Source organism: Desulforhabdus sp. TSK, from assembly GCF_022836495.1.
Taxonomy (GTDB): Bacteria; Desulfobacterota; Syntrophobacteria; order Syntrophobacterales; family Syntrophobacteraceae; genus Desulforhabdus.
The window spans coordinates 39,801-63,898 of sequence record NZ_BQXM01000029.1; the positions used below are offsets into that span (position 1 = coordinate 39,801).

At 56.6% G+C, this 24,098-nt stretch carries 18 protein-coding genes, 1 tRNA gene and 1 riboswitch; of the genes, 13 read left to right on the forward strand and 6 right to left on the reverse strand.

Annotated elements, in window-relative coordinates:
- The first annotated feature begins 159 nt into the window (after window positions 1-159).
- The 8 genes from MWC30_RS15830 (at window position 160) to cydB (ending at window position 11,494) form a co-directional block, all read left to right on the forward strand.
- Window positions 160-981 carry a DUF2760 domain-containing protein gene (locus tag MWC30_RS15830; protein WP_244085170.1) on the forward strand — a complete coding sequence of 274 codons (822 nt, stop codon included), beginning with the start codon at window positions 160-162 and terminating at the stop codon, window positions 979-981.
- Window positions 982-1,115: 134 nt separating this feature from the next.
- Window positions 1,116-2,942, forward strand: a complete 1,827-nt coding sequence (locus MWC30_RS15835) for an Hsp70 family protein (RefSeq protein ID WP_244085171.1) — start codon at window positions 1,116-1,118, stop codon at window positions 2,940-2,942.
- A gap of 66 nt (window positions 2,943-3,008) precedes the next feature.
- The gene (locus tag MWC30_RS15840; protein ID WP_244085172.1) at window positions 3,009-5,921 is read left to right on the forward strand and encodes an Hsp70 family protein; all 2,913 of its coding nucleotides are present in this window, start codon (window positions 3,009-3,011) and stop codon (window positions 5,919-5,921) included.
- A 227-nt stretch (window positions 5,922-6,148) separates the two neighbouring features.
- On the forward strand, window positions 6,149-7,486 hold the full coding sequence (locus tag MWC30_RS15845; protein WP_244085173.1) for a sigma-54-dependent Fis family transcriptional regulator: 1,338 nt from the start codon (window positions 6,149-6,151) through the stop codon (window positions 7,484-7,486).
- A gap of 628 nt (window positions 7,487-8,114) precedes the next feature.
- A complete protein-coding gene (locus MWC30_RS15850; protein ID WP_244085174.1) occupies window positions 8,115-8,318 on the forward strand; it encodes a hypothetical protein in 204 nt (67 codons plus the stop codon).
- 213 nt (window positions 8,319-8,531) lie between these two features.
- Window positions 8,532-8,969, forward strand: a complete 438-nt coding sequence (locus MWC30_RS15855; protein ID WP_244085175.1) for a flavodoxin domain-containing protein — start codon at window positions 8,532-8,534, stop codon at window positions 8,967-8,969.
- 150 nt (window positions 8,970-9,119) lie between these two features.
- Complete coding sequence (locus MWC30_RS15860; protein ID WP_244085176.1) at window positions 9,120-10,439, forward strand: cytochrome ubiquinol oxidase subunit I; 1,320 nt, start codon at window positions 9,120-9,122, stop codon at window positions 10,437-10,439.
- A 14-nt stretch (window positions 10,440-10,453) separates the two neighbouring features.
- A complete protein-coding gene (gene cydB, locus MWC30_RS15865; RefSeq protein ID WP_244085177.1) occupies window positions 10,454-11,494 on the forward strand; it encodes a cytochrome d ubiquinol oxidase subunit II in 1,041 nt (346 codons plus the stop codon).
- Window positions 11,495-11,586: 92 nt separating this feature from the next.
- Here cydB and MWC30_RS15870 read toward each other — a convergent pair whose 3' ends face one another.
- Window positions 11,587-14,067, reverse strand: coding sequence for a mechanosensitive ion channel domain-containing protein (locus MWC30_RS15870; RefSeq protein WP_244085178.1), 2,481 nt, complete (start codon window positions 14,065-14,067; stop codon window positions 11,587-11,589).
- A 90-nt stretch (window positions 14,068-14,157) separates the two neighbouring features.
- Entirely contained in the window at window positions 14,158-15,858 is a 1,701-nt protein-coding gene (locus tag MWC30_RS15875) for a TrkA family potassium uptake protein (protein WP_244085179.1), read from the reverse strand.
- Between the two features lie 375 nt (window positions 15,859-16,233).
- Here MWC30_RS15875 and MWC30_RS15880 point away from each other — a divergent pair, with 375 nt between their 5' ends.
- Together MWC30_RS15880 and MWC30_RS15885 are read left to right on the forward strand one after the other, a co-directional pair.
- Window positions 16,234-17,106, forward strand: a complete 873-nt coding sequence (locus MWC30_RS15880) for an amino acid permease (protein ID WP_244085180.1) — start codon at window positions 16,234-16,236, stop codon at window positions 17,104-17,106.
- Between the two features lie 67 nt (window positions 17,107-17,173).
- A complete protein-coding gene (locus MWC30_RS15885; protein WP_263577219.1) occupies window positions 17,174-17,578 on the forward strand; it encodes a rhodanese-related (seleno)protein in 405 nt (134 codons plus the stop codon).
- A 361-nt stretch (window positions 17,579-17,939) separates the two neighbouring features.
- On the opposite strand, the gene MWC30_RS15890 is transcribed toward MWC30_RS15885, so the two are convergent.
- Together MWC30_RS15890 and MWC30_RS15895 are read right to left on the reverse strand one after the other, a co-directional pair.
- Complete coding sequence (locus tag MWC30_RS15890) at window positions 17,940-18,362, reverse strand: type II toxin-antitoxin system VapC family toxin (protein ID WP_244085182.1); 423 nt, start codon at window positions 18,360-18,362, stop codon at window positions 17,940-17,942.
- Window positions 18,359-18,604, reverse strand: coding sequence for a type II toxin-antitoxin system Phd/YefM family antitoxin (locus tag MWC30_RS15895; protein ID WP_244085183.1), 246 nt, complete (start codon window positions 18,602-18,604; stop codon window positions 18,359-18,361). Before MWC30_RS15895 ends, MWC30_RS15890 begins: the two co-directional genes overlap by 4 nt.
- A gap of 949 nt (window positions 18,605-19,553) precedes the next feature.
- A riboswitch (cyclic di-GMP riboswitch) is annotated at window positions 19,554-19,630 on the forward strand.
- Between the two features lie 544 nt (window positions 19,631-20,174).
- Here MWC30_RS15895 and MWC30_RS15900 point away from each other — a divergent pair.
- Window positions 20,175-21,314 (forward strand): cytochrome-c peroxidase, encoded by a 1,140-nt coding sequence (locus tag MWC30_RS15900; RefSeq protein ID WP_244085184.1) that lies wholly within the window; start codon window positions 20,175-20,177, stop codon window positions 21,312-21,314.
- A 261-nt stretch (window positions 21,315-21,575) separates the two neighbouring features.
- Here MWC30_RS15900 and MWC30_RS15905 read toward each other — a convergent pair.
- A tRNA-Glu gene (locus MWC30_RS15905) sits at window positions 21,576-21,645 on the reverse strand.
- Window positions 21,646-22,093: 448 nt separating this feature from the next.
- Between MWC30_RS15905 and MWC30_RS15910 the strand changes: the two genes are divergently transcribed.
- Together MWC30_RS15910 and MWC30_RS15915 are read left to right on the forward strand one after the other, a co-directional pair.
- The gene (locus MWC30_RS15910) at window positions 22,094-22,336 is read left to right on the forward strand and encodes a ribbon-helix-helix domain-containing protein (protein ID WP_244085185.1); all 243 of its coding nucleotides are present in this window, start codon (window positions 22,094-22,096) and stop codon (window positions 22,334-22,336) included.
- Window positions 22,321-22,659: a type II toxin-antitoxin system PemK/MazF family toxin gene (locus tag MWC30_RS15915; RefSeq protein ID WP_244085186.1), complete on the forward strand. Its 339-nt coding sequence runs from the start codon at window positions 22,321-22,323 to the stop codon at window positions 22,657-22,659. Before MWC30_RS15910 ends, MWC30_RS15915 begins: the two co-directional genes overlap by 16 nt.
- Window positions 22,660-22,946: 287 nt before the next feature.
- On the opposite strand, the gene MWC30_RS15920 is transcribed toward MWC30_RS15915, so the two are convergent.
- On the reverse strand, window positions 22,947-23,747 hold the full coding sequence (locus MWC30_RS15920) for a hypothetical protein (protein WP_244085187.1): 801 nt from the start codon (window positions 23,745-23,747) through the stop codon (window positions 22,947-22,949).
- Window positions 23,748-24,098: the final 351 nt, after the last annotated feature.

Below are 24,098 nucleotides of genomic sequence, written 5' to 3' on the forward strand. Positions count from 1 at the left end.
AAAAATACTTTCCCGGGGGGACCGGCGTTCCGCACTTCCCTTTCCTGTTCAGCTTGTCCAATGCGTGTTTTTGAATTAATCTGTGCAGTGTGATAATGTTCTCTATTTCGACTGGATATACAAACGCATTGTTATTCATGGAATTTTCGAGGAGGCCGCATGCGAGCGAAAACTACCTGGACCTTACAGTCCTTTCTGACCTGTATTGTGTGGAATGGCGTTTTGACCGGCTTTTTGTTCCTGCTGGCCAGACAGATCCTGCTGGGCTTCCATCAGTGGCTGGACCCCATCCTGGCTGCGGGCGACACGACTTTCCCCGAAGACATCCGATCGGGACTCCTGAGCCTTCAGCAGCTTTACAGGCAAGCGGAACAATATCTCATTCCCGTTGTCTTCGGAGCCGGCGGCCTTATCACTCTGGTGCTGTGGCTCTTCCTCCTGCTCCAGGGGCGTGGTCTCGCTCGGCGTACTCTGAAAGAGGCGCAGCCTCTCCCCGGCCAGGCAGCGGTTCCCCCGGCTAAACCCAAAAAGGCCGTGCCGGCGCAGACAGGAGTCGAAGCAACCTCTGTCGCACCAACCATGCCGAGCCCCCCTTCCCCGCAGCCGGCCATTCAAATCCTCTCCATCCTGCAGCGGGAGGGCCGGCTCATCGACTTCCTCCAGGAAGATCTCAGTTTGTACGAGGACGCCCAGATCGGAGCTGCCGTCCGCAGCATCCATCAGGGCTGCAAGGGCGCTCTTTCGGAGCACGTGACACTTCAACCCATATATGAAGAACCCGAAGGCAACGAGGTGTCCGTACCCGCCGACTTCGACGCCCGCGCTGTCCGGCTGACGGGCAATGTGACGGGCGATCCGCCCTTCAAGGGGGCACTCAGACATCGCGGGTGGCGGGTGACCCGTGTCGATCTTCCTCAGGCCCTCACCGAGGCGAAAAAGGACTGGGTCCTGGCTCCAGCAGAAGTGGAAGTGGGAGAATGAAAGGGGATGCCCTTTAAAAGATTCTCATCTCTTTGCCTGCTCTCCCCGGAAGGGAAAAAAAGTGAGCGGGACGGCCGCAGCTTTTGGAACCGGGAACGAACGACGGTGAATCATCCCATTGGAGGATAAATATTTTGAGCAGTTCCAAGTACATCATCGGTATCGATCTGGGCACGACGCACAGTGTCCTCGCCTATACGGACGCACAACCCCCTGAAGATACTCCCCCGGAAATTCATGTTTTTTCCATTCTCCAGGTGGTCAACCCGGCAGAGCTCCAGGCACAACCCTTACTGCCCTCTTTTGTCTTCCTTCCCGGGCCTCACGATGTTCCCCCCGGCAGTCTCGCTCTCCCCTGGAAGCAGGACGCGGATTTTGCCCTGGGAGAATTTGCACGCAAACGCGGAGCGGAAATTCCCAACCGTCTCATTTCGTCGGCCAAATCCTGGTTGAGTCACAGCGGTGTGGATCGGAGCGCCCCCATCCTTCCCTGGGACAGCCCTCCGGAGACCCGGCGCATGTCCCCCGTGGAAGCCTCGGCCCTGTTCCTGGAGCATCTGCGAGATGCCTGGAACCTTCACATGGCTGCGGATGACCCCGAGGCACGCTTCGAGAGCCAGGAGATCTACCTCACGGTCCCGGCTTCCTTCGATGCCGTGGCCCGGGAGCTGACCGTAAAAGCCGCTCAATCGGCGGGGCTGCAGCACATTACCCTCCTGGAAGAGCCCCAGGCCGCTTTCTACGCCTGGATCGAATTCCACAGGGAACGCTGGAGAAAGGCCGTCAAAGTGGGCGAATCCATCCTCGTTTGCGACCTGGGCGGCGGGACCACGGATTTCAGCCTCATCCAGGTCACGGAAGAAGACGGGGAGCTTGCCCTGCGTCGCGTCGCGGTGGGGGATCACATCCTTCTCGGCGGTGACAACATGGACCTCACCCTGGCCTATGCCGTCCAGGCAAAACTCGCTCAAAAGGGCACCAAACTGGATTCATGGCAGTTCCGGGGGCTCGCCCACAGCTGCCGAATCGCCAAGGAGCGCCTGTTGTCCCAGCCGAACCTCGAAGCGGAGCCCATTGTCATTCTGGGGCGCGGCAGTTCCCTCATCGGCAGCACCATCCGCACGGAGCTTTCCCGGTCCGAGGTGGACAACATCCTTTTGAACGGCTTTTTCCCCATCACCGAAAAATCTGAATATCCGGTAGAGAAATCCAAGGTCGGCCTTCGGGAAATGGGGCTTCCCTACCAATCGGACCCCGCCGTGACACGGCACCTGGCAAAATTTCTAGGGCGTCAGGCACAGGGCAACGATGAAGGACCGGAGCCCGGAGTTCCTTATCCCAGCGCGGTACTTTTCAACGGTGGGGTCATGAAATCCGACCTCATCCGCGAGCGCATCCTGTCGGTGCTGAAACGCTGGAACCCGGAGGCGGAATTGCGGGAGCTGCCTTCTGCGGACCTGGACCTGGCGGTAGCGCACGGGGCGGCCTACTACGGCCTGGCGCGCAAAGGCCGCGGTATCCGCATCCGGGGAGGCGTCGGACGCCCCTATTACATCGGGGTCGAGAGCTCCATGCCCGCCGTGCCGGGAATACCGACACCCATGAAAGCCCTCTGCGTCGTCCCCTTCGGCATGGAAGAAGGAACGGGGGCGGAAATTCACGAACGGGAATTCGGCCTGGTGGTGGGAGAGCCCGCTGTCTTTCATCTCCTCAGCTCCACGACGCGCAAGAAAGACCAGGTGGGAGAAATCGTGGAAGACTGGAGTGGGGAGATCGAAGAGGTGACCACCATGGAAGCAGTCCTTCCCGCCAGCGACGCCGAGACGGGGGGACAGATCCTTCCCGTCTGGCTCGAAAGCAAAGTGACGGAAGTCGGCACTCTCGAGGTATGGTGCGTAGCCCGCGATTCCGATCGCCGCTGGAAGCTGGAGTTCAATCTTCGCGAGCGCGAGGAAGCGTAACAGACGCAAGCTCTCTCGTGCCGATACAAAACGTTCAGGTCATGGCGGCCATCTGGAAACGAGCGCATGAACAATCCTTTTGAAACTGAGGAAATCGCCCACCGATTCATTGTCGGCATCGACCTGGGAACGACCAATTCGGCCCTCGCCTATGTCGACTTGACCCAAAAAGTCAAAACGCAGAGAGAAATTCAATTCCTGGAATTTCCTCAACTGACGGGTCCCGGCGAAGTCAGTCGGCGATCCGTTTTGCCCTCGTTTTTATATTTGCCGGGGTCCTACGAGTTGCCTGCCGGGAGCACGGCATTGCCCTGGGATCCTCATCGCGATTATGCCGTCGGTGAATTTGCCCGGGAACAGGGGGCTCTGGTCCCCGGGAGGATGGTTTCCTCCGCAAAGTCATGGCTTTGTCATGGAGGCGTCGATCGCACGGCGGCCATCCTGCCGTGGGGTGCCGCTTCCGATGTACGGAAGGTTTCCCCTGTGGAAGCCAGCGCCCGTTATTTACAGCACATGCGGGAGTCCTGGAATGCCGTCATTGCGAAGGGGCGTGAGGGATACCGTCTCGAAGAACAGGTGGTGATCCTCACCGTTCCCGCCTCTTTCGACGAAGTAGCACGGGAGCTCACCGTGGCCGCTGCTCAGCGGGCCGGGCTTCCCCGCGTCATTCTCCTGGAGGAGCCACTGGCCGCCTTTTATTCCTGGCTCTCCCTCCATGAGGACGACTGGCAAAGCCTCATGCAGGCAGGGCAGATCATCCTGGTCTGTGACGTGGGCGGCGGGACAACGGATTTTACCCTCATCGCCATCCGCCGGGGAGAAAAAGACCTGTGCTTCGACCGCCTGGCCGTGGGCGATCACCTCATGCTGGGGGGAGACAATATGGATCTTTCCCTGGCCAGACACCTGGAAATGCAGCTCCGGGGGCAGCATGGGCAGCTTGACAGCAAACGCTGGCATCAACTGTGGCACCAATGCCGGAGAGCGAAAGAAACACTCCTCGGGAGTGCCACGTCGGCATCCGAATCCCCCACCCTCGAGTCTGAAGAACGGCAACCTTCCCCCACCTTCGTTATTTCCCTCATGGGTACGGGACGCAAGCTCATCGCGGATACCCTCAAGGGGTCCCTCTCCCGGGAACAGGTGAAAGAGCTCATCCTGGAGGGCTTCTTTCCCTATGTCTCTCTGGACGAGGCGCCCCGGGGCAGCCGCCGATCGGGACTGACGGAATGGGGGCTCCCTTTTGTTCAAGACCCTGCCGTCACACGCCATCTTGCTGCTTTCTGGCAGCGGCATCTCCACCTGATGCGTCAGGAAACCGAACGAGCCCAACTTTACCCGGATTTTTTGCTCTTCAATGGCGGAGCCTTCACTCCGCCATCCATTCGCGAGCGCATCCGCTCCGTCGTGCAGCGTTGGTTCCAGGCAGAGGCGGCTCCCGACTGGTCCCCCATCGAGCTGGAGAATTCCCGGCCCGAACTGGCGGTGGCCCTGGGTGCCGCCTACTATGGCCTTGTGCGCCAGGGGGAAGGCGTGCGGGTGGGAGCGGGCAGTCCCCGGTCCTATTATGTTCAGGTGGGAGCAGGGAGCCCCGACGGAGAAGACTCCGAGGGAAGACAGACAGCCGTCTGCCTCATCCCCCGCGGCACGGAGGAGGGGTTTGAAACCCAGTTGAGCCGTCCGGCTTTTGAAGTGCTCGCCAATCAGCCTGTCGCCTTTCAACTCTATTCGTCCAGCACACGACTGGGGGACCGCCCGGGGGAAGTCGTACAACTCCCCCCCGAGGAAATCACGATTCTTCCCCCCATCCGGACCGTGCTGCGCTATGGCAAAAAGAGCGGCGCTCAGTCGCTCCCTGTACTGCTGGCCGTGCGGTTGACGGAAGTGGGAACCCTGGAGCTCTGGTGCCGATCTCAGAAGAGTCCCCACCAATGGCAGCTGCAGTTCGATGTACGGCAGGCCGGAGGTCTGGAGCCGCAGACGGCCGCCCAGGGTGAAACCCTCGACATGGAAAGCATCGGAAAGGCTCAGGAAGCCATTCTGGCCGTGTTCAAAAGGAACCTCGCTGCTGCATCGGCGCCTCCGGAGAAGCTCACCAGGAGCCTGGTGTCCATCCTGGAGCTCGGCAAGGAAAAATGGCCGACACCTCTCATACGAAAATTGAGCGACACTCTCCTGGAAACCCGAAAGGACCCCTTCCTGACGCCCCAGCATGAAGCCCGGTGGTTCAATCTGCTGGGTTACTGCATCCGCCCCGGCTTTGGAGATCCCCTGGACGAATGGCGCATGAAGGAAATCTGGAAAATCTACCCTCAGGGGCTGCAGTTTCCAAGGCAAGCCCAAAACCGCACCGAATGGTGGATTTTCTGGAGGCGAGTGGCCGGGGGGCTCACGGCGGGCCACCAGTGGTACATCTTCCAGCAGGTCTGGCCCACGCTTCAAACTGGGGACAGGAAAAAGAAGAAGACTGCAAAGAAAGCCATGAAGAGTCTCAGTCCCCAGGAAGAAATGGAAATCTGGATGGCCCTGGCGAACTTCGAGAGGCTTCCGGCAGGCAGTAAAGCAGACCTGGGGCACCTGGTCCTGGACCAGATCCACAAAGGAAAACCCAAGTCCCAGGAGCTGTGGGCCCTCGGGAGATTCGGAGCGAGGATGCCCTTCTACGGCCCCCTGGATACCGTGATCCCCGCCGGCATAGCATCCGACTGCCTCAACAGGCTGCTGGACCTGAACATGGATCCCACCGAAGCAACCGCTCAGGCCCTGGTGCAGTTGGCCCGGCTGACAGGGGACCGGGAACGGGACCTTTCCCCCAAAGACCTGGACCGCCTGATCCAATGGCTCCATCAATTGCCCGAAGGGGCGCGTTACCAGGAGGTTCTGTCCCATCCGGACGCCAATCTCCTGGCCCGTGAGCATGACTGGATCTTTGGGGAAGCGCTGCCGGCAGGACTGGTGCTCTCTGCATCTGCGCCATGACGTCGCGGTTCGCACACTCAATAAAGTTTTGCGAAAGTCATCACCAAGCAGCGAGGCCCTGAAGTCCCCCTTTGAAGGGGGACTTCAGGGGATGTGCAGTGATCTTCACACCTCCCTGCCCCCTCGCTCAAGGGGGGAATCGCACTTTCCAACAGGGTAAAAACTTTCGCCGAACAGGCATTCAAGAAGGAGAAAAGGCAGATTCTGCCATTTCCAAGGGTTCTCACATGAATGATTTACCCCTTGAAAAACTGCTGGCCGACAAGAGAAACCTGGAGCAAATCCTCGACAACCTCATGGAAGGCATCATTGCTCACGACAAGGAGAGGCGCGTTCTCTTCTTCAACCGTGCTGCGGAAAAGATCACGGGATATGGCAAAGCAGAGGTCGTTGGAAAGGACTGCCATGAGGTTTTCGGCCAACCCTTCTGCGGGCAGCGCTGCTCCTTCTGCAGCGGTCCTCCGGAGAATTTTTCCCACACCAGCTACCCCCTCAATATCCTGACCCGGAGTGGGGAACCGCGCCACATCGAAATGTCCGTCACCGGCATGCGGGACGAGGCGGGCGCCTTTGTGGGGGTTCTGGCCGCCTTTCGAGACATGACGGACCTCATCGGACTGAAAATCAGGCTGGGGCAGCTCAACAGCTTCAGCGGCATCATCGGCCAGGACCATAAAATGTTGAGTCTATTCCGACAAATCCAGGACCTGGCCACCAACGACTTCCCCGTGCACATTTTCGGAGAAACGGGAACAGGAAAGGAGCTCGTCGCCACGGCCATCCACAATGAAAGCCGACGCGGCGGCGGCCCGTTTGTGCCTGTCAACTGTGGCGCGCTACCCGAAGGTTTGCTGGAAAGCGAGCTGTTCGGACACGTCAAAGGAGCTTTTTCCGGCGCCATACGCGACAAGAAGGGACGCTTCGAGCTCGCCCACACGGGGACCCTGTTCCTGGATGAAGTGACGGAGCTGCCCAAGGCGATGCAGGTGAAGCTCCTGCGGGTCCTCCAGGAAGGAACCTTCGAGCGCGTGGGAGGCGAAGCAACCATTCGAGTCGATGTGCGCATCATCAGTGCCACCAATCGGGACCTCAAATCCGAAATGGAACGGCACCACTTCCGGGAAGACCTTTATTACCGCCTCAATGTGGTGCCTCTTCGTCTTCCGCCCCTCAGGGAGCGCAAGACCGATGTCCCCCTTCTCGCGGCACATTTCCTGGAAAAGGCCGTGGAACGAGGGCAGAGAAGCGCCAGTCTCTCCCGGGACGCGCTCTCCCTTCTCATGGATTACTCATGGCCCGGAAACGTGCGCGAGCTCCAGAACGCCATGCACTTCGCCCTCGTCAAATCCAGACGAAGCGTCATCAGCCCGGAAGACCTGCCGCCCGAAATACGCACCCGCGAGAGCTGCGTCTGCTCTGCGGGACCCATGCGAAAGCTTGACGGACAGTCTGTAGCGGCAGCCCTGCGAGAATGTGGGGGCAACAAGTCCCGGGCCGCGAAGCTCCTCGGCGTCGGCCGGGCGACCCTGTATCGCTTTCTGGCAGAGCATCCGGAAAATCCCTGAGAGGCTGTCTAAAAAATGAGTTAATCACTCTGAGCATACACCTTGTTCCGTCATTCCGGCGGTCTTTGAGCCGGAATCCAGGTTTTTCGCTGAGGTGGATTCCGGCTCAAAGACTGCCGGAATGACGAGCAAACGAATTTTTAGACAGCTTCTAAGACAATTGCGATGGTGCATGAAATGCACCCAACCCGACTGGAAGATCGCCGGTATGCCTGCTTTTTCGCCCCAGTGTCTCATGATACACTTTTGTCTCATTGTTCCTGCGAGACATTTGCATGCCCACCGTGCACATCGACCCAAACGGCGCATCACCCGAGAATGAAGACCAAACCTCCATGGTTTGCGGCATGGTACGTCCTACTGTGGCGTTTTGCCCCGCCCGCGGTGTGGCACGGTGGCGGGAAAATCCCTGAAACGCCCCTGCCGCCCCGGCGGAAGTGTCTCATCGATGTCTCGCATCCCCCGACTTGGTTCCACTCTCACCAGGGTCACATAGACTAATCAAATGAAATATTTGAATAAAAAATGAAACTTCCTGCACCCTCATTTTTGGCCTCGGACTTGCTTGAAAACTGGTACAGTATGCACCTGAGCGGAGTTTCCTTTGATTCATGGAGTAAAAACCTCAATGAAGCCCTGTGACGAAATGATTCAGATCACTCTGGCATTGGCGAGCCGCATGGCGGAAGTTGCGGATGAAGGAGACCGGGTGCGGGTAGACGCCGGCTGCGGTGTGCTCTATGGAGTTTTGCGTGATTCGGCCTACAAGATCAAACAGTTGGCCGAGGCAGAATGGGAGCGTCATCAACGAAAATCCGGCAGGACGAGGTAAAGTCCAGGTTCTGGCCAGCCTTGCTTTGGGGGTGGCCCTGCATGAAAAGTCATCTTTTGGATTGTGGTGTTATTGGATAGGGTGGGGGCGGATGGGAGACAGTTGTCGCCATCGGTGCAAACTGTGTGATAAATTTCAGTGTTATGTGAGGCTACGCCGGTTGAATAGCTTGAAAACGATCAAACTTTACCGACAGACAGGAAGGAGTACAACATGGCAAAAGCATTGGTAATTTATGCGACGCGGACCAATCAGACCAGGAGCATCGCCGATCTCATCGCTGAGGGAATGCGCTTGTCGGGCGTAGACGTCACGGTCATCAACGTGAATGAATACGAGAAGAAGGGCATCAACGCCGCAGACTTTGACGCCGTCGTCCTCGGAGGCGCCACGTACCATGGTGAAATGATCGGCAGCATGAAGACATTCCTCTTTCTCCTGGAAAAGGCCGACCTCGAGGGCAAGGTGGGCGGAGCTTTCGGGGCTTACGGCTGGAGCGGCGAGGCTCCGGGACGCATCTTCAGCACCATGCAGAATGTTTTCAGAATGAAAATGGCCAAGGGACCGCTCATGCTGAAATCCGCTTCACTTGGCGGCGGGGTTCAGATGGCTCAGGGGTATGGCAAGGAAATCGCCGGGATGCTTTCCTAGAAACGAGAACAGGGAATCTATTCATGCTGCGGCGCACCCCGTCGCAGCATGATTGTTCTTTGGTTCGAAGGACACAGCATTTCTTCGATCCACCCCATTCATTCACGATCCACCCGGCATCATTCATCTACCCAGGAGAGGAAGGAGAACATGGACGTCCTCATGCTTTCGCGGCTGCAGTTCGCGGCTGCCACAATTTTCCATTTTCTGTTTGTGCCCCTGACCCTCGGGCTTTCCATACTCATCGCCATCATGGAAACCCGGTATGTCAGGACGGGGGATGAAGAATACAAAAACATGGCCAAATTCTGGGGAAAAATCTTCCTCATCAATTTCGCCATCGGGGTGGTGACCGGAATCACCCTGGAATTTCAGTTCGGGACCAACTGGTCCAGGTATTCGACATACGTCGGAGATATATTCGGCTCCCTCCTGGCCATCGAAGCCACCCTGGCCTTTTTTCTGGAATCCACCTTCATCGCCGTGTGGGCTTTCGGATGGAACAAGCTTTCCCCCAGGGCACATGCTGTCAGCATCTGGCTGGTGGCCATCGCATCGAACCTTTCGGCCCTTTGGATCCTCATCGCCAACTCCTGGATGCAGCATCCCGTGGGGTTCACCATCCGCAACGGGCGAGCGGAGCTCACCGATTTCCTGGCAGTCGTCACCCAGCCCTTTGCATGGCATACCATCGTGCACACCCTGAGCGCAGCCTACATCCTTTCCGGCTTTTTCGTCATGAGCATCTGCGCGTATCATCTTCTGAGGAAGCAGCACATCACCTTTTTCACCAAATCCTTCCGCATGGGGCTTTCCCTGGCGCTGATCTTTTCCGTGGTGGAAATTGTTCAGGGACACATGCACGGAGCGGAAGTCGCCAAGGTGCAGCCGGTCAAACTGGCAGCCATGGAATCCCTCTGGGAAACGACGGCGGCGGCCCCGCAATACCTCTTTTTGATTCCCGACGAGGCGAATGAAAGGAATTCGGTTTCCATCGGGGGCATTCCGGGGGCCTTGAGCATGCTCGCATACCATACCCCTGACGCCACCGTGAAGGGGTTGAAGGATTTTCCCAAGGAGGAGCGTCCTCCTGTCACCCTTTCCTTTTTGTCTTTCCGGGTAATGGTCGCACTCGGTTTCCTCTTCCTCCTCCTCACCGTCGTGGGGTGGTTCAAACGGAATAAGCTCGTGGAGAGCCCCGGCTACCTCAAGATCATGCTCTACGCCGTCCCGCTGCCCTACCTGGCGGCCGAAGCAGGTTGGACGCTGGCTGAAGTCGGGAGACAGCCCTGGGTGGTCTACGGCATCATGAAGACTTCGGACGCGGTTTCCCCCATCGCTTCTTCTCAGGTGCTAATTTCCCTCATAGCGTTCATTGGAATCTATTCCCTGCTGGGAGCGGCGGCTTTCTATCTCATCATCAGCCACGCCCTCAAGGGACCCCAAGTCGAAGCCGTCGCCGCAAGCTAAAGGAGGCTCAAGAAATGCTCGAATCCATCTGGTTTGTACTCTGGGGTGTTCTCTGGGCCGTCTACTTCATGCTGGACGGCTTCGATCTGGGCATTGGAACCCTCATGCCCTTTCTCGCCAAAAACGAAACGGACAAGCGGCTCATGTACCATTCCATGGGACCCTACTGGAACGGCAACGAGGTCTGGCTCATCACGGCGGGCGGCGTGACCTTCGCAGCCTTCCCCGCCACTTACGCCGTCATGTTCAGCGGACTCTATTCGGCCCTCATGCTGATTCTTTTCGCCCTCATCCTGCGAGGGGTCGCCAACGAGTTCAGGGACAAGGTGGACAGCCCCCGCTGGAGGGGAATCTGGGACGCGTGCCTTTTCATAGGGAGCTTCGCGCCGGCCCTGCTCCTGGGGGTAGCCTTTGCCAACATCTTCCAGGGCATCCCCATCGATCAGGCGGGAGTCTTCCAGGGCAACCTGTTCTCCCTCCTGAACCCCTACGGCCTCATGGGCGGAGTCTTTTTCCTGCTTCTTTTTACCGTGCACGGGGCGGTGTGGCTGGCATTGAAGACGGAGGGAGACCTGCACCATCGGGCGGCTACCCTCGCGGCAAAGTTGTGGATGGCCCTTGTGGTGGTGGCCGTTGCCTTTCTCGTATGCACCTGGTTCTACACGCGCCTTTACGACAACTATCTCAGGAACCCATTTCTTTTCATGGTGCCCATTGTTGTCATCCCATTCCTCGTTGTGGGAGCGTTGTTCATGCTGCGCGTGTACATGGCCAGGGGGCATTGGTGGAAAACCTGGTTCGCTTCCAGCGCGCTCATCGTGGGGGTTACACTTTTCGGAGTGGCCGGACTCTACCCCAACCTGCTCCCTTCCAGCTTGAACCCGGCGTACAGTATGACGATTTTCAATTCCGCCTCCAGTCCCCTGACGTTGAAAATCATGCTGGGTGTAGCTTTGACTCTTGTCCCCATCATCATCGTGTACCAATCCTGGGTGTATCACTTCTTTAAAGACAAGGTGCGGGCGGCGGACCTCGCCCATGAGGAAGGCTATTAATAAACACGTAGTTTTTGGACTCACGCGGAATCGCGGAGAATGCGGAGAAAACCTGGATGATCTCCGCGTTCTCCGCGTGAGATGAAAAGGTCTCACGTTTCCTTCTTCTTGTTCATTCCAACGATCCCCTCAAGTACGTCCTTGTCCACCGAGCGCAGATTCAAATCGTGCTGCGGGAAGGGGATTTCGACACCCGCTTCCCGGCAGCGTCGGTCAATTTCCTGGCAAAGATGGCTCGTAACCAGGAGCGTGTCCTTGACATCCGAAAGCCAGCAGTGCAGCTCCAATTCCAGCGCACTGTTTCCAAAGCGAAGGAAGAGCGCATTGGGTGCGGGGATCTTCAAGATGCGGGAGTCGCTCCCCGCCGCATCCTTCAGCAGCCGCAAAACCTGTTCGATATCAGTCCCATAGGCGACTCCGAGGGGAATCCGTACCCGGGCGATGTGACTGGAGCGCGTCCAGTTGGTCACTTTCCCCGAGACGAACTGAGAATTGGGGATGATCAATTCAGAACGATCCGGGGTTTCGATGATGGTCGATCGCAGCCCGATCTTTTTCACCGTTCCCATTTCGTTGTCCACAACCACCACATCACCGACTTTGAACGGTCGTTCGAAAAGCAGCATCAGTCCGCTGACGAAGTTGTTGACGATGTTCTGAAGCCCAAACCCCACCCCAATCCCCAAAGCGCCCGTCAGAAAGGCGAAGCTTGTCAGATTGAGGCCCATGACGCTGACAGCGACGACGATGCCCAAGAAGAGAAGGGTATAATGAATCAGCTTCTTGATGGCATCCCGCGCACCCAGATCGATCTGCTGGCGCGGAAACACCTCCCCATCCAGAAAAGCACGCACAAACCAGGATGCTGAAACCACTACATAAAAGAACAGTATGGCCAGGACAATGCGGCCGAGACTGACGGTAAGGTCCCCAACGGCGAACCTGAACTGGAATATCTTTTCCCAGGCCTCCCCCATGGAGGAATGAATGCCCCACAACTGAAAGAGTGCAAGGCAAACGCCCACCCAGAGCACTGCCTTGAGGAGGTTTCTCAGGCGGGATTCCAGGGCGGCCCCAAAACGAGTGAAAAACCCGATTCGAGTCACCGAGGGGTGGTTCAAGAGAAGCTCGAGGAAGCCGTTCCCCAGGTGAAACAGCAGCAAGCCGACAACGACAAAAAAGATCGTCGCAACGGAGGAACGGATCAAATAATCTGAGAAGTTGCTGTATCCGACGACCAACGCCAGCAAAGCGCCGGCAGCAACCAGCGCTGCCCCGCGCAATCCTGCGGAGAACACATCCAGCCTGCCTTCATGCTCGCCCATGTGGCGCCGGGACTGGCCGAGGAAAAAGATGATTCCACCGATGCAGATCAATACCAGATAGATGCTGAAAAGAGGCGCTGGGAGCGAGATCAGCTTCAGGACGGCGGAGACGATTTGAACGCTTGCCAATACAAACAGCACCCTCCGCAGCCGGGGTTGGGGAACCATGTCCGAAACCAGAAAAGAGGCTGAAAAAATCACCACGCCGAAGGTCAGCAGCAGCCAGGAAGGGGAAGGTCTGTAGTAGAAGAGCATTGTCAAGGCCTGGGTGACGAAGACGGAAAATGCCCAGGCATGCTCTTTGACAAACCGCCACTCGCTGGTTCTCTCCGTCAGCCACCCCCGATGCTTGATGAAGTGGGTCAATGCCATGATGGCGACGAGGTGCAGCAGGATCAGCCCTGCGTAAGGGTAGAGATCCTCTCTTTCCATTTTCAAGCCGGCCATGAGGCCCTCTTTGAGTGCACCCCAAAGCCTGGCATCGAACTGGGCGAGGAACTCCTCACTGAAGAACGACGGCGCATTCTTCTGAAAAATTTCGCCGCGTATCCTCTGCAGGGCGGCATCCACCGGTACGCTCAGCTTCCGGACCTCGTCCAGCTGCCCGGTAAGCTTTTGTTGCAGACCCAGGAGCTGGGTCGACGTGTTGGAGGCGGACTGCAGGATGATCGCAATGGCTTCTCGCACCTTTTGGAAGGATTCCGACGGAATTTCCGTTTGCCCTTCTTTGAGAGACTCTTCCCATTTCTTCCAGAAGGCCTGTTCATTCTCCCAATTCCTCCGCAGCCCTTCCAGCTCGGCAAGTCTTGTGGAGACGGACTCCAGCACGATCGTCAGTTTCTGTTTTTCACCTTGAATGAGGTGCTGCACATCCAGCAGTCGATAGATGTTCCAATTCGCGGGATCACCCATTCCATCGATTTTCTTTACAATTTGAGTGACCTGATGCTCCAGGTCCGCCAGGCGCTTGTCGAAGGCTGAAAGATCCTGGATTGCCGCAAGGGCTTCTTGAGCCTTGAGCGCTTTCTGCTCCAGCTCCGTGGCTCGGGGGACGACTTCTGCCAGTCCGGGCAGGGATGGGATGTCTGCCTTGCCCTCTTTGTTTTGAGCGCCCCCGTCCTCCCTGGTAAACACTTTGGGGACCAGCTGGGGAACTGATGTTTGAGTGTCGGCACTCTCTTGGGCGGAACATGGAACGGATATCAGCCAGAACAACAGGAGCAGGCCCAACAGGCGAGGACGCTTCATGTTTAAGCCTCCGTGGTGAATCGATGTGCCGGGTACTCCCGATGCAGGTGTTTTGGGAGTCCCGTACTCGAAAAGGTTTCGCACGATGCCTCACACCATCAGGTCGGTGAAGGCAAGACGTTGACTGACGGTGCCCACCGCCAGGATCACGCCATTCTCCGGCAGGACGGTATCGGCTCCCGGGTTGCTGACGATGCGTTCCCTATCCTGGATGGCAATGACATTCAATCCGGTTTGGGCTCCAATGTCGCTCGAGGCGAGTGTCTTGTTGGCAAGAGCCGCGGGGACCTTGATCTGGAAGAGCTCGGCCCCCTCTCCCAGAATGGCGGCCTCCCCTCCTTCGATGAGCCCCATGAGAGATCGAACGGCCAGAGAGGTATAACTGAGGGCAAAATCGGCGCCGGCCCGGTGAATGGATTCCACGTTGCGCTGGTGCGTAATGCGACTGATGATACGCGTCTCGGGGTTGAGCTTGCGGCAGTACACTGTCAGGTAGATATTGACGGCATCGTTGTTGGTGGTCATGAGCACAGAGGGGGCCTCTCGCAGCCCGGCCTTCATCAGCACCTCACGATTGGCGGCATCCCCCTGGAAGACCCCGTCGGCCGTGTCTGCCAGGCGAGCGCACAGCTCGGGATCCTTTTCCACCAGGTTGACTTTCAGTCCTCTCTGCTTCAGGGAAAAAGCAGCCGCCCGGCCCACCTTTCCTCCACCGATCACCAGGACGGGATGCACAAAGGCAGTACCGACTCCCAGCATGGCTTCCAGTCGAGCCAGTTGCTCCTCGGTTCCTACGACCACCAGCACACTTTGAGGGGAAATGAGTGTATCGGGTCCCGCCACCACGAGCTTTCCCCTGAGCCACACGGCCACGACATTCAAACCCGTCTTTTGCCGGAGGTTGGTGTCGCGGACGGTACGGTTCGCCAGCGGCGTATTTTGAGCGCAGAATTCGGCAATCACCAGGCTCTTGAAATTTCCCACGGTGTGGATCCGTGAGCTTCCGGCGTCCACTCGTCCTGCCAGGTGCTCTCCCAGGCGGTGCTTCAGGGGCAGCACGTGAGTCGCCCCACTGAGCGCCAGAATATCTATGGAATCCCGGTCTTCCACAATGGAGATGACCGGGACAACGGCGGATTCTTCGCGCACGGTGAGGGTAATGTTGCTGTTGGTGGCGTCATCGGCGTTGGCGATGACCGCTCGAGCGCCCTTGACCTGCAAAGCCTTAAAAGTGGCCCGGCTCTCGATCTCGCCAATGACCACCGACACTCCCTCCCCGAAAAGATAGCCCGCTCTCTGCGGATCGGCCTCCAGGACATAATAGGCCGTGCCCTGGCCTTGAAGTCTTTCGATGTAGCCCTGGGCGACGGGATCATAGCGGCAAAGAATGAGGTGATTTGTCACCCCTTCCGGCACTTCGCGCAGAATGCGCACACGCATCTGGGCCTCAAGCCATGGTGCATAAAAAAAACGGATGAAGGCGAAAGGCAGGACGATGAGGAGGAAGACAATCCCCGACAGGAGCACAATGATGCTGAAGGCCCGCCCGAGGTCACTGTTGAAGGTGATATCTCCAAACCCCAGGGTACTCATGACCGTCAGTGTCCAATAGACCCCCGTCAGCCATGAATGGGTTTTGTCTTCGTAGATCTCCATGATGACATGAAAAAGCACGGCATAAACCGCGATCATCACGAGAAGAAACAACAGGTACTTCAGAAGCGCCGCCAGGTTCCGACGCGACTCCCTCTCATTGATCAGATATGCCAGTTGAGAAAAGACAAACTTCATGGACCATTCCTTCCTCTGACTATTGTGAGTTGATTTCATTCTATTGCACAATACATTGAATGGATGAAAGGATAAATGGGAGGATGTTTCGATTCGGGGATCAGGCGGGACATTGAAGCGCATCCTGCCTATCCGTTCGTTATTATCGCAAGATCATGACGAAAACTGAGAGGGATATGTACACTGGAAAATTAGCAGCGTGAGGAAGGGGAACAATGACAAATGAAGCTGATCGTTGGTCCAGGGCGGCGCTTGCCATGGGGTGGATGCTGTCCCCCCTCTCCCTGGCAACGTTAGGAAACGGGGTGGGGGGACTGGGAAGGGCATTCTTCCCTGCCCTCCTCGGAAGGGGCCCCAGGCAGGGTGAGCGCAGGGATGCAGGTCATTTTTGTCCTGTCGGCTCTCCTGGGACTGGGCCTCCTCATCGTCCAGGGGCTTTTGGCGTCCCCTCAGCATCCTCCCCAGCCGTCGCAAGTTACAGCCGAGGAAGCCTTTTCCCCGTGGCCCTATCTCTTTGCCGGTATCGCGGTTTTCATGGGATTTGAACTGGGAGTTTTGGGCAGAAGGCCCACAAAAGATGCCCTGCGGGCCACCTCGGTGATGCTCCCGGCGATTTTCATCGGTGCGGTTTTTCTGGGGCTATGGGGATGGGTTTCCTCCTTCTATGTCTCCCCGGATCGACTGGCTGAGAGCACCGTACCCTATTCGCCCGTAGCGCGGGGGATTTGGGGAGAAACGGGGCGCCGCATCATGGGAGGGGTCATCCTTGCGGGGAGCTGTGCTTCCGTCAATGCCCTGCTTCAGGGGGTGACGCGAATGATGGTCTCCTGCAGCCACGAAAGGTTTCTGCCGGCCTGGCTGAGGGCACACTGGGTGGGACTTCCCGTCTCCCTGCTCCTTCTTGCTGTTTCGGTGGGGGCAATGCTGCTGTCGGGCATGGCAGGAGAACCGGAGACATTCCGCTATGTCCGGGCGGGTATCATCCTCTGGTGGCTCGTCTACGGAGCGGTACTGCTCGCCCAGGGGGTTCGGCCGGAGAAGGCGCTCCGTCCGGACACCGGGCTGAACCAAGCCTGTGCGGCAGGTGGTGGGATCGTGGCCCTGGGCGGGGCGGTGTGGCTCCTCATTTGGAACCCGGAGCCATGGACAGTCCTCCTTTTCTGGGGAGTGGTGCTTGCCGTAGGGCTCTTGTGCCATGCCGTCCGGGTGCATATGTTACGTCCTACGGGCGACCCATCCCAACGGTGAGAAACCAGAGGTCACCTGTTCACCTGGGCGGGCATCCTCGTGGGATGCCTTCAAAAGGAGGCGTATCATGATAAAAGCTTCTCAATGGATAGCGGTGGTGATGCTGGTGGTTTTGGGGGCCATGCCCCTGACGGCGTTTGCCGCTGATATCCCTCATATCGATAAAGAAGCAGCCAAAGGAATGCTCGGGAAGCCCGACGTGATCTTTCTCGATGTGCGCTCGGGCAGTGACTGGTCGGCCAGTGACGTGAAAATCCAGGGGGCGGTTCGTTACGATCCGAAGGACCCCGAAAAATGGGCCGCCAAGTTGGACAAGAACAAGACTTACATTCTTTATTGTGCCTGACCCCGCGAGCATACGTCCGTCAGTGTGGCGGAAGAGCTTATGGAATTGGGCTTCAGCAAGCTGTATGTCCTCAAGGGTGGCTGGCACGAATGGCATCGTGCAAAGTATCCCGTCGAACACAAATGATGCTGAAAGGGTCTCCGCCTCCCCCCATTATGGAGGTGGAGGCCTTTTACATGAGGCGTCAGGCAGGAAGGAGGGCCGTGGGGATCTCACTCACCGTCGAAGTCGCCTGCCCTTCATTTAGAGCTATCCCAGAGCTAGGCCTGGATTCGTTGCCCATCGTTCCATGATGAAGCTGCTTCCAGTGGAAAAGGCCGTCACCCTCAAAACGTTGAGCCAAGGGAACGATCAGGCTGCGGTAGCGAAACCGCGCCTCTTCCGATCTCGAAGCCAGGCGGCACCGGCCAATGCTGAGGAAAACTGAACCTTTCATGCTGAAATAGTGACCCATGCGGGACACGTCATTCGGCAAAATCGCTCTACCTCACTTCTTTTCTTCGCGTAAACGACACAGCTTTGTTGAGAGGATTTGAATTTCTTTGACTTGGTGCAGCTTTCCGTCTTCGGTGATCAAAATCAATCCGAAAACTGAAGCGGTTGCCGCTATGAATCGGTCGGCCGGATCCTGATGTGGCAGGTTTATCTTTCTACTGAGCAATGCTATCTCAGTGTTGATGGGGGCTTCCCTTATGGGCACCTTGGATAGGGCCGTTCGCACCCAGGTTTCGGGATCGGGATCAAGAATGACACGCCCTTTTTCGGCAAGTACCAGAGTCTCCCAGATACTGATGGGGGATATCCATAATTCGTTTTGAGAATTTTCAAGCTCATGAGAAATCTCCTGACCGAGTCTTTCGGGTTCAAGAAAACTCCAAAGCCAGATATGAGTGTCCAGCAGCAGCTTCAATCTCTCAGGGCCTCCCATTCTTCTTCGTCTGTTGCAGGAGAGATAATGTCACCAACGATTGTTCCCGTCTCTCGCATGCAACCAAGCCATGATAGCGGCTTTTCGCTCGGCGGAGGCGGGATGACCTGGGCAATGGGTTCACCCTTTTTCGTAATAAGAAGCGGCTGCCCCGTTTTCTTTACCAAATCAACAAGTGCAAGACATTTGGCCTTGAATTCGGAAATGCTGACAGTCTGTGGCATAAGGATTCTCCAATCCATAACGGTCATGAACACTTGTGGTGTACACCCCCATCCATAAAATCCCCCCTCCCCTTTTTATCAAAGGAGGGTAACGCAACTCCTCCCCCATTATCAAAGGGAGATTGAGGGGGATTTTTACGACAATTTCTACTCATTTTACTATGGTCATTGTCCATGGTCAATCAATGGTCGTCAACCTGGCATGATCAGGACGAACGAAAATCTCAGGGGTACCAGGGAGCTGTTGATGAGCCGTAGTACCACGGGGAAGCACCACGAAAACAAAAGGGCCCAGGAACAAGCTCCTGAGCCCGCAATTTCTTTGGTAGTCCCAACGGGAATCGAACCCGTGTCTCTGGCGTGAGAGGCGGAATTCATGAACTCAAAAATCCGAAAAATGTAGCCTAATAAATTCGGGTGGTTATGAAACACGCCTTGCAGCTTGAGCCAATTTTAACCCCAAAATCGATGCAATTTGCCCTCCGTTTGGGGGCCAAATGGTAAACATGGGTTAGAAGGCATCTTGCTTCTGTCGTCAAAAAGTCTATAAGCCACTGACCTCACTCCACTGAGAAGCTGTCTGTAAACCCTCTCTCCCTAGAGGGAGAGGGTTGGGGTGAGGGTGAAAATGCCAAGAATCACCGCTCCATCACCTTACCTCTCCCCGCAAAACGGAGAGGGATTTGTCATTATCAGATAGCCTCCCAGTTTTCGGGCAGCCTTCAAGAGCGACAGATCGTTTGCTGCCTGATCGAAGATAACTTCTTGCTTGGCGCTGTATCCCCAGTATGCTATAAGGAGTCAACATGTTGTGCTGGCACTTTCCTGTAACTTTTGCTTGTTTCTACAGACTCATTCCGGAGAAGCCTGTGAACACCAAGTATCTTGTTTAGCTCCCCCTGATTGGCTCTCAGGATTTCCGACAGGGGGGAGATCGAGAATAATAAATATTTCCCAAAGCCAAATCCCGAGCAATCTGGAGGCGGAAAGCTGCGGGTCTTCATGGAAGACAGCCGGGCTGCCGAACGCGACCGCGTTAGAGTCGCATGAAGGTGGTCCGGCTTTTTTATTTGGGGCCGTTTCCTCTGTTGAACCGGCAACTGCTCAGAAATCGCTCCTCCTGCCATAGCGGCATGGTGCTCCGCAGATAGGCCCGTGAAAATGACTTGGCGCGGTTTGGTGCCTGGATTTTAGTACTATAACGAGAGTCCTTGCGTAGGGTGGGCTTTGCCCACCATCCTGCGCCGAAAACATTCGTTGGTGGGCAAAGCCCACCCTACGCGGGAGAGCAATGTCTCGTTGTCGTATTATAGGGCTTAGTGGAACGTTTGCTTGGAGTGATAGGGGCTGAATGAGCCCAGTGGCAGCCGTCTATGGAAAAACAGGGATTGCGACTCTACCCAGGAGAGAAATGTTGCCATGGGAGGCGGCAAGCGTGAGATATTTTTGAAAGGAGGTGAGATCAGGAAAAAACCGATTCGCCTAGCCTGGAGGTACTCTTCCTTTTAGAGGCGTAGAGTGCCGCATTTCTCATCCGTTCAATAACCATGCATTTCAAAGGAGGAACACCATGCGAAGCAAAAGCATCCCGGTATTGGCGCTCATGTCGGCGGCCGTCCTGCTGCTGGTTGCAACAGGCGCCTTCGCCCAACCAACCCTGACTTCTCAGGAGCAATTGGGCAAAAACCTGTTTTTCGACACGAAATTGTCCCTCAATGAGAACCAGTCGTGCGCCACCTGCCATGCACCTGAGTCGGGTTGGACCGGTCCTGACGAGGCTATCAATGTGGATGGAGCCGTCTATGAGGGCTCCATTCCAGGCGCCTTTGGCGACCGCAAACCACCTTCAGCCGCCTACGGTGGGGACAGCCCGATTCTGTACTATGATGGAACCAAGTGGGTTGGCGGTATGTTCTGGGATGGCCGAGCCACCGGCTGGACCTTGGGTGATCCCCTGGCTGAACAGGCTAAGGGCCCCTTCTTGAACCCTAAAGAGCAGGCCATCCCCGACGCAGCTGCTCTGGTGGCCAAGGTCCAGGCCTCAGAAGAATACGCAGACCTCTTCGCGCAACAATGCCCGGGCACCGACACCGCGGAGCTTTATAACTGCATCGGCCGCGCCATCGCTGCCTACGAACGCTCTTCCGAGGTCAGCCCGTTCACTTCCAAGTACGACTACTGGCTCAAAGGGATGGCCAAACTGACTGCCCAGGAGCATCTGGGACGGGCATTGTTCCAGGGCAAGGCCAAGTGTTCGGCCTGCCATATCATCAAGGGCAAGCAGCCGCTCTTCACCGACTTCACCTACGACAACCTGGGCATTCCGAAGAACCCCTTGAACCCGGCCACGATCGCCGACCCCAGTTGGGCGGATCCGGGCCTGGGTGGCTTTCTTGAGAGCCTTAAAAAACCGGAAATCAATTACATGGCAGAATGGGGCAAGCATAAGGTTCCAACCCTGCGCAACGTGGATCTCCGACCTAGCGAACGCTTCGTGAAGGCATACGGCCACAACGGCTACTTCAAGTCGTTGGAGGAGATTGTCCACTTCTATAATACCCGCGACGTTCCGGGTGCGGGCTGGCCGGTTCCCGAAGTGGCTCAAAACGTGAACACGGCCGAGATGGGCGACTTGGGCCTGTCACCCCGTGAGGAGGCTGCCATCGTAGCATTTATGAAGACTCTCTCTGATGGTTACGTGCTGCCATAAATCGCGAGTTTTCTACACCCCCAGTCCTCTTCTCCCGCCTGTTCCGCGGCAGGAGAAGAGGACTGTCCATCGCCAATGAATGGGCATTGTACTCGGTAATGTATAAAGCTTTAACGCGTATGAGCTGCCAAGATCAGGACGAACGAAAATCGCAGGGGTAGGATGGAGCTGTTGAAGAGCCACAGCGCCACGAATGAGCACCACACCAATGAGTGTCATAAAAAAAGGCTCAGGAGCGATCTCCTGAGCCTTTAATTTCTTTGGTAGTCCCAACGGGAATCGAACCCGTGTCTCTGGCGTGAGAGGCCGAGAATACACTTTTTAAGTCTATTGAATGCCTGTGTATATTGATTCCTTCGTCCTTGCCGCGTGTCATTTTCCGTAATTTGACATCATTTTCCATATAGTCTGACACACAAAATGACACACGGCGACTTCGGGAGTTGAACCCGCGTCTCCACAGTGTCTTTAATGGTTGATGATACATGTGGACACCAAGTGGACAACTTATCAGCATTGCGAGCCGGACATGGGTTGCGTGTTTTTCTCTATTTCATTTTTGCAGAAAACGTCCATCCTGCCTCATTCTCATTTTGAGCCGCTTTCTGCTTTCAGACGTTTATGCTTCGTGTTCCTGCGAAATCGGCCCTGTTGAATGAAGCTCTGTGCAGGTTTTGCGTCGCCGATTATGCTTGGCGCCAACCCTCAGGCACAACGCTTGGTTCTTTCGTGCTTGAATTGGTGCTCAGTATGACATATTATCATACTGGAGGTGTAAAATGGCTTCAGCAAAGATCGCAATCACTATGGATGAAGTTACGCTGCACCGGCTTGATCGGCTGGTAAGGGACCGGGTGTTTCCGAACCGAAGTAAAGCAATTCAGGATGCAGTAGAAGAAAAACTGGAGAAACTGGAACGAAATCGCCTTGCCAGAGAATGTGCAAAGCTTGATCCGGATGTGGAGAAAGCCATGGCTGAAGAAGCTATGGACGAGGAGTTGGAGCAGTGGCCGGAATACTGAGGGGGGAGATTCGCTGGGCCGATCTGAATCCAGTGAAAGGAAAAGAGCAAGCCGGCCTAAGGCCAGTTGTCATTCTCAGCCAGGATGTTTTCAATGAACGCTCAGGAACAGTGATCGCTGTGGCGATTACCAGCCAACGTCAGCGCGCAGGTTTTCCTCTTACTCTTGAGCTGGACCCCAATGAACTTCCTAAACGCTCATGGGTGAAAATCAGCCAGATCCGTACGCTCTCAACAGAACGGATCGGCAAGAAGATCGGCTCAGTATCACAGGGAGAATTGGACCAAATCATTGAAGGCTTGAACGAGATCATCGGAAGCTAACGAGGGGATATGGATTTCCACGCTATGCGACTCGGTAGCCCCCTGATGGCTCCTCTATGACTGAAACCATGTGGGACGCATCTGGCTCGGTTGTGGATTAGAAAGCACACCAGGTTTGTCCACGGCGTATTCCATGAGTTGGGATTATGTGGGAGGAGTCAGGCAGCGGTCAATGCTGCTGAATTAAGCTCATCTGCCCGGTCGGGTCGGGTGCCATGGACTAAGCGGAGCTCGCCCATGCGAGCTCATTCAGTCACGGGTAAGCTTCGCTTGGCCCGTGCCACCCCTTAAATCAACAGCATTGCCGTCTGCCCCTCCGCCCAAAGCCGGTATCCCGACATGACGTTCCTGAATACGGAGGGGGCAACGGCCTCTCCAGCCCGGTAAAGGTCCCCCCGTCTCAAGGCATCGACTGCATCCGTGAACTGCTCGAGCATGGCCCAGGGGATGCCGATGAGGTCCCCCATGCTTCCCGAGATCTGGGAGGAGAGGCTCCGGTCCGTCTGGATCCTCCCCAGGACCGGGAGCTCCATGCGGATGGACCCTCCGATATGGATTCCCACCACGGAGGGAGCTCCGTACATCACGATGTCTCGCGCAAAAGCGGGCAATGCCGACCGGACGCCCGTTTCCAGGATGTCGCTTCCGAAAAGCTGCCGGATAAGAGACGCAAGCATCTTGTATAGAGGCACGGCGCCGAGCCCGCCCAGGGCCATCATGGCCATGAGGGAATAGGCGAAAGCCTTCCGGCCTTCCTTGTCCCCGTGGAGGAGCATCCACCGCCACAGGGAAAGAAGGTTGTGGGTGAAGGACCTGAAGGTGTAGGCGGTCGAAAGGAGCTTACCCGCAGCCGTCCCCCGGAGGACTTGGGGACGGTTGGCCTTGCCGTAGATGAAATGGGCATCGTTTACGATCTCCTCGGCGAAGGCCTTCGCCCGGGCATGGTTCATCTGCCCGCCGGGTTTGAGGCCAATCTTTGAAAGCGTCTTCTCGTTGATCACTCTCCCGCCCCTGGCCGCCCGGTAAGCCGCCAGAGCGAGACTCATGCGGTTGTAGCGCTCCGCCATTTCCATGGGGAGCCCCATCATCTTGATGGCCTTTCCCCACATCTGCTTGTGATAGCCCCGAGCTTCCCGGTCACTTCAGAGATGAGCTGCCCCTGGCCCCATCCCTCCCGGAACATTTCATTCAAAAACCTCTTGTCATCGTCTGAAAGCCTGCCGCTCGTTTCAATTTTTTCCTCCGTGACCGATGCCCTGAGATCCTTAAGGGCTCCCGCCCACTCTTTTGCCGCCGAGGTATTGACGGCGGCGAGGAAATGGTCAGAAACTGGCGGTCAGAAAATCCCCGATGGCAATCAGACGACAAGGGTATGCGTCGTCGCGCCTGCATGAGGGCGAAAAAAGGCGGAGAAACCGATTGCCTGGATAATGGAGAGG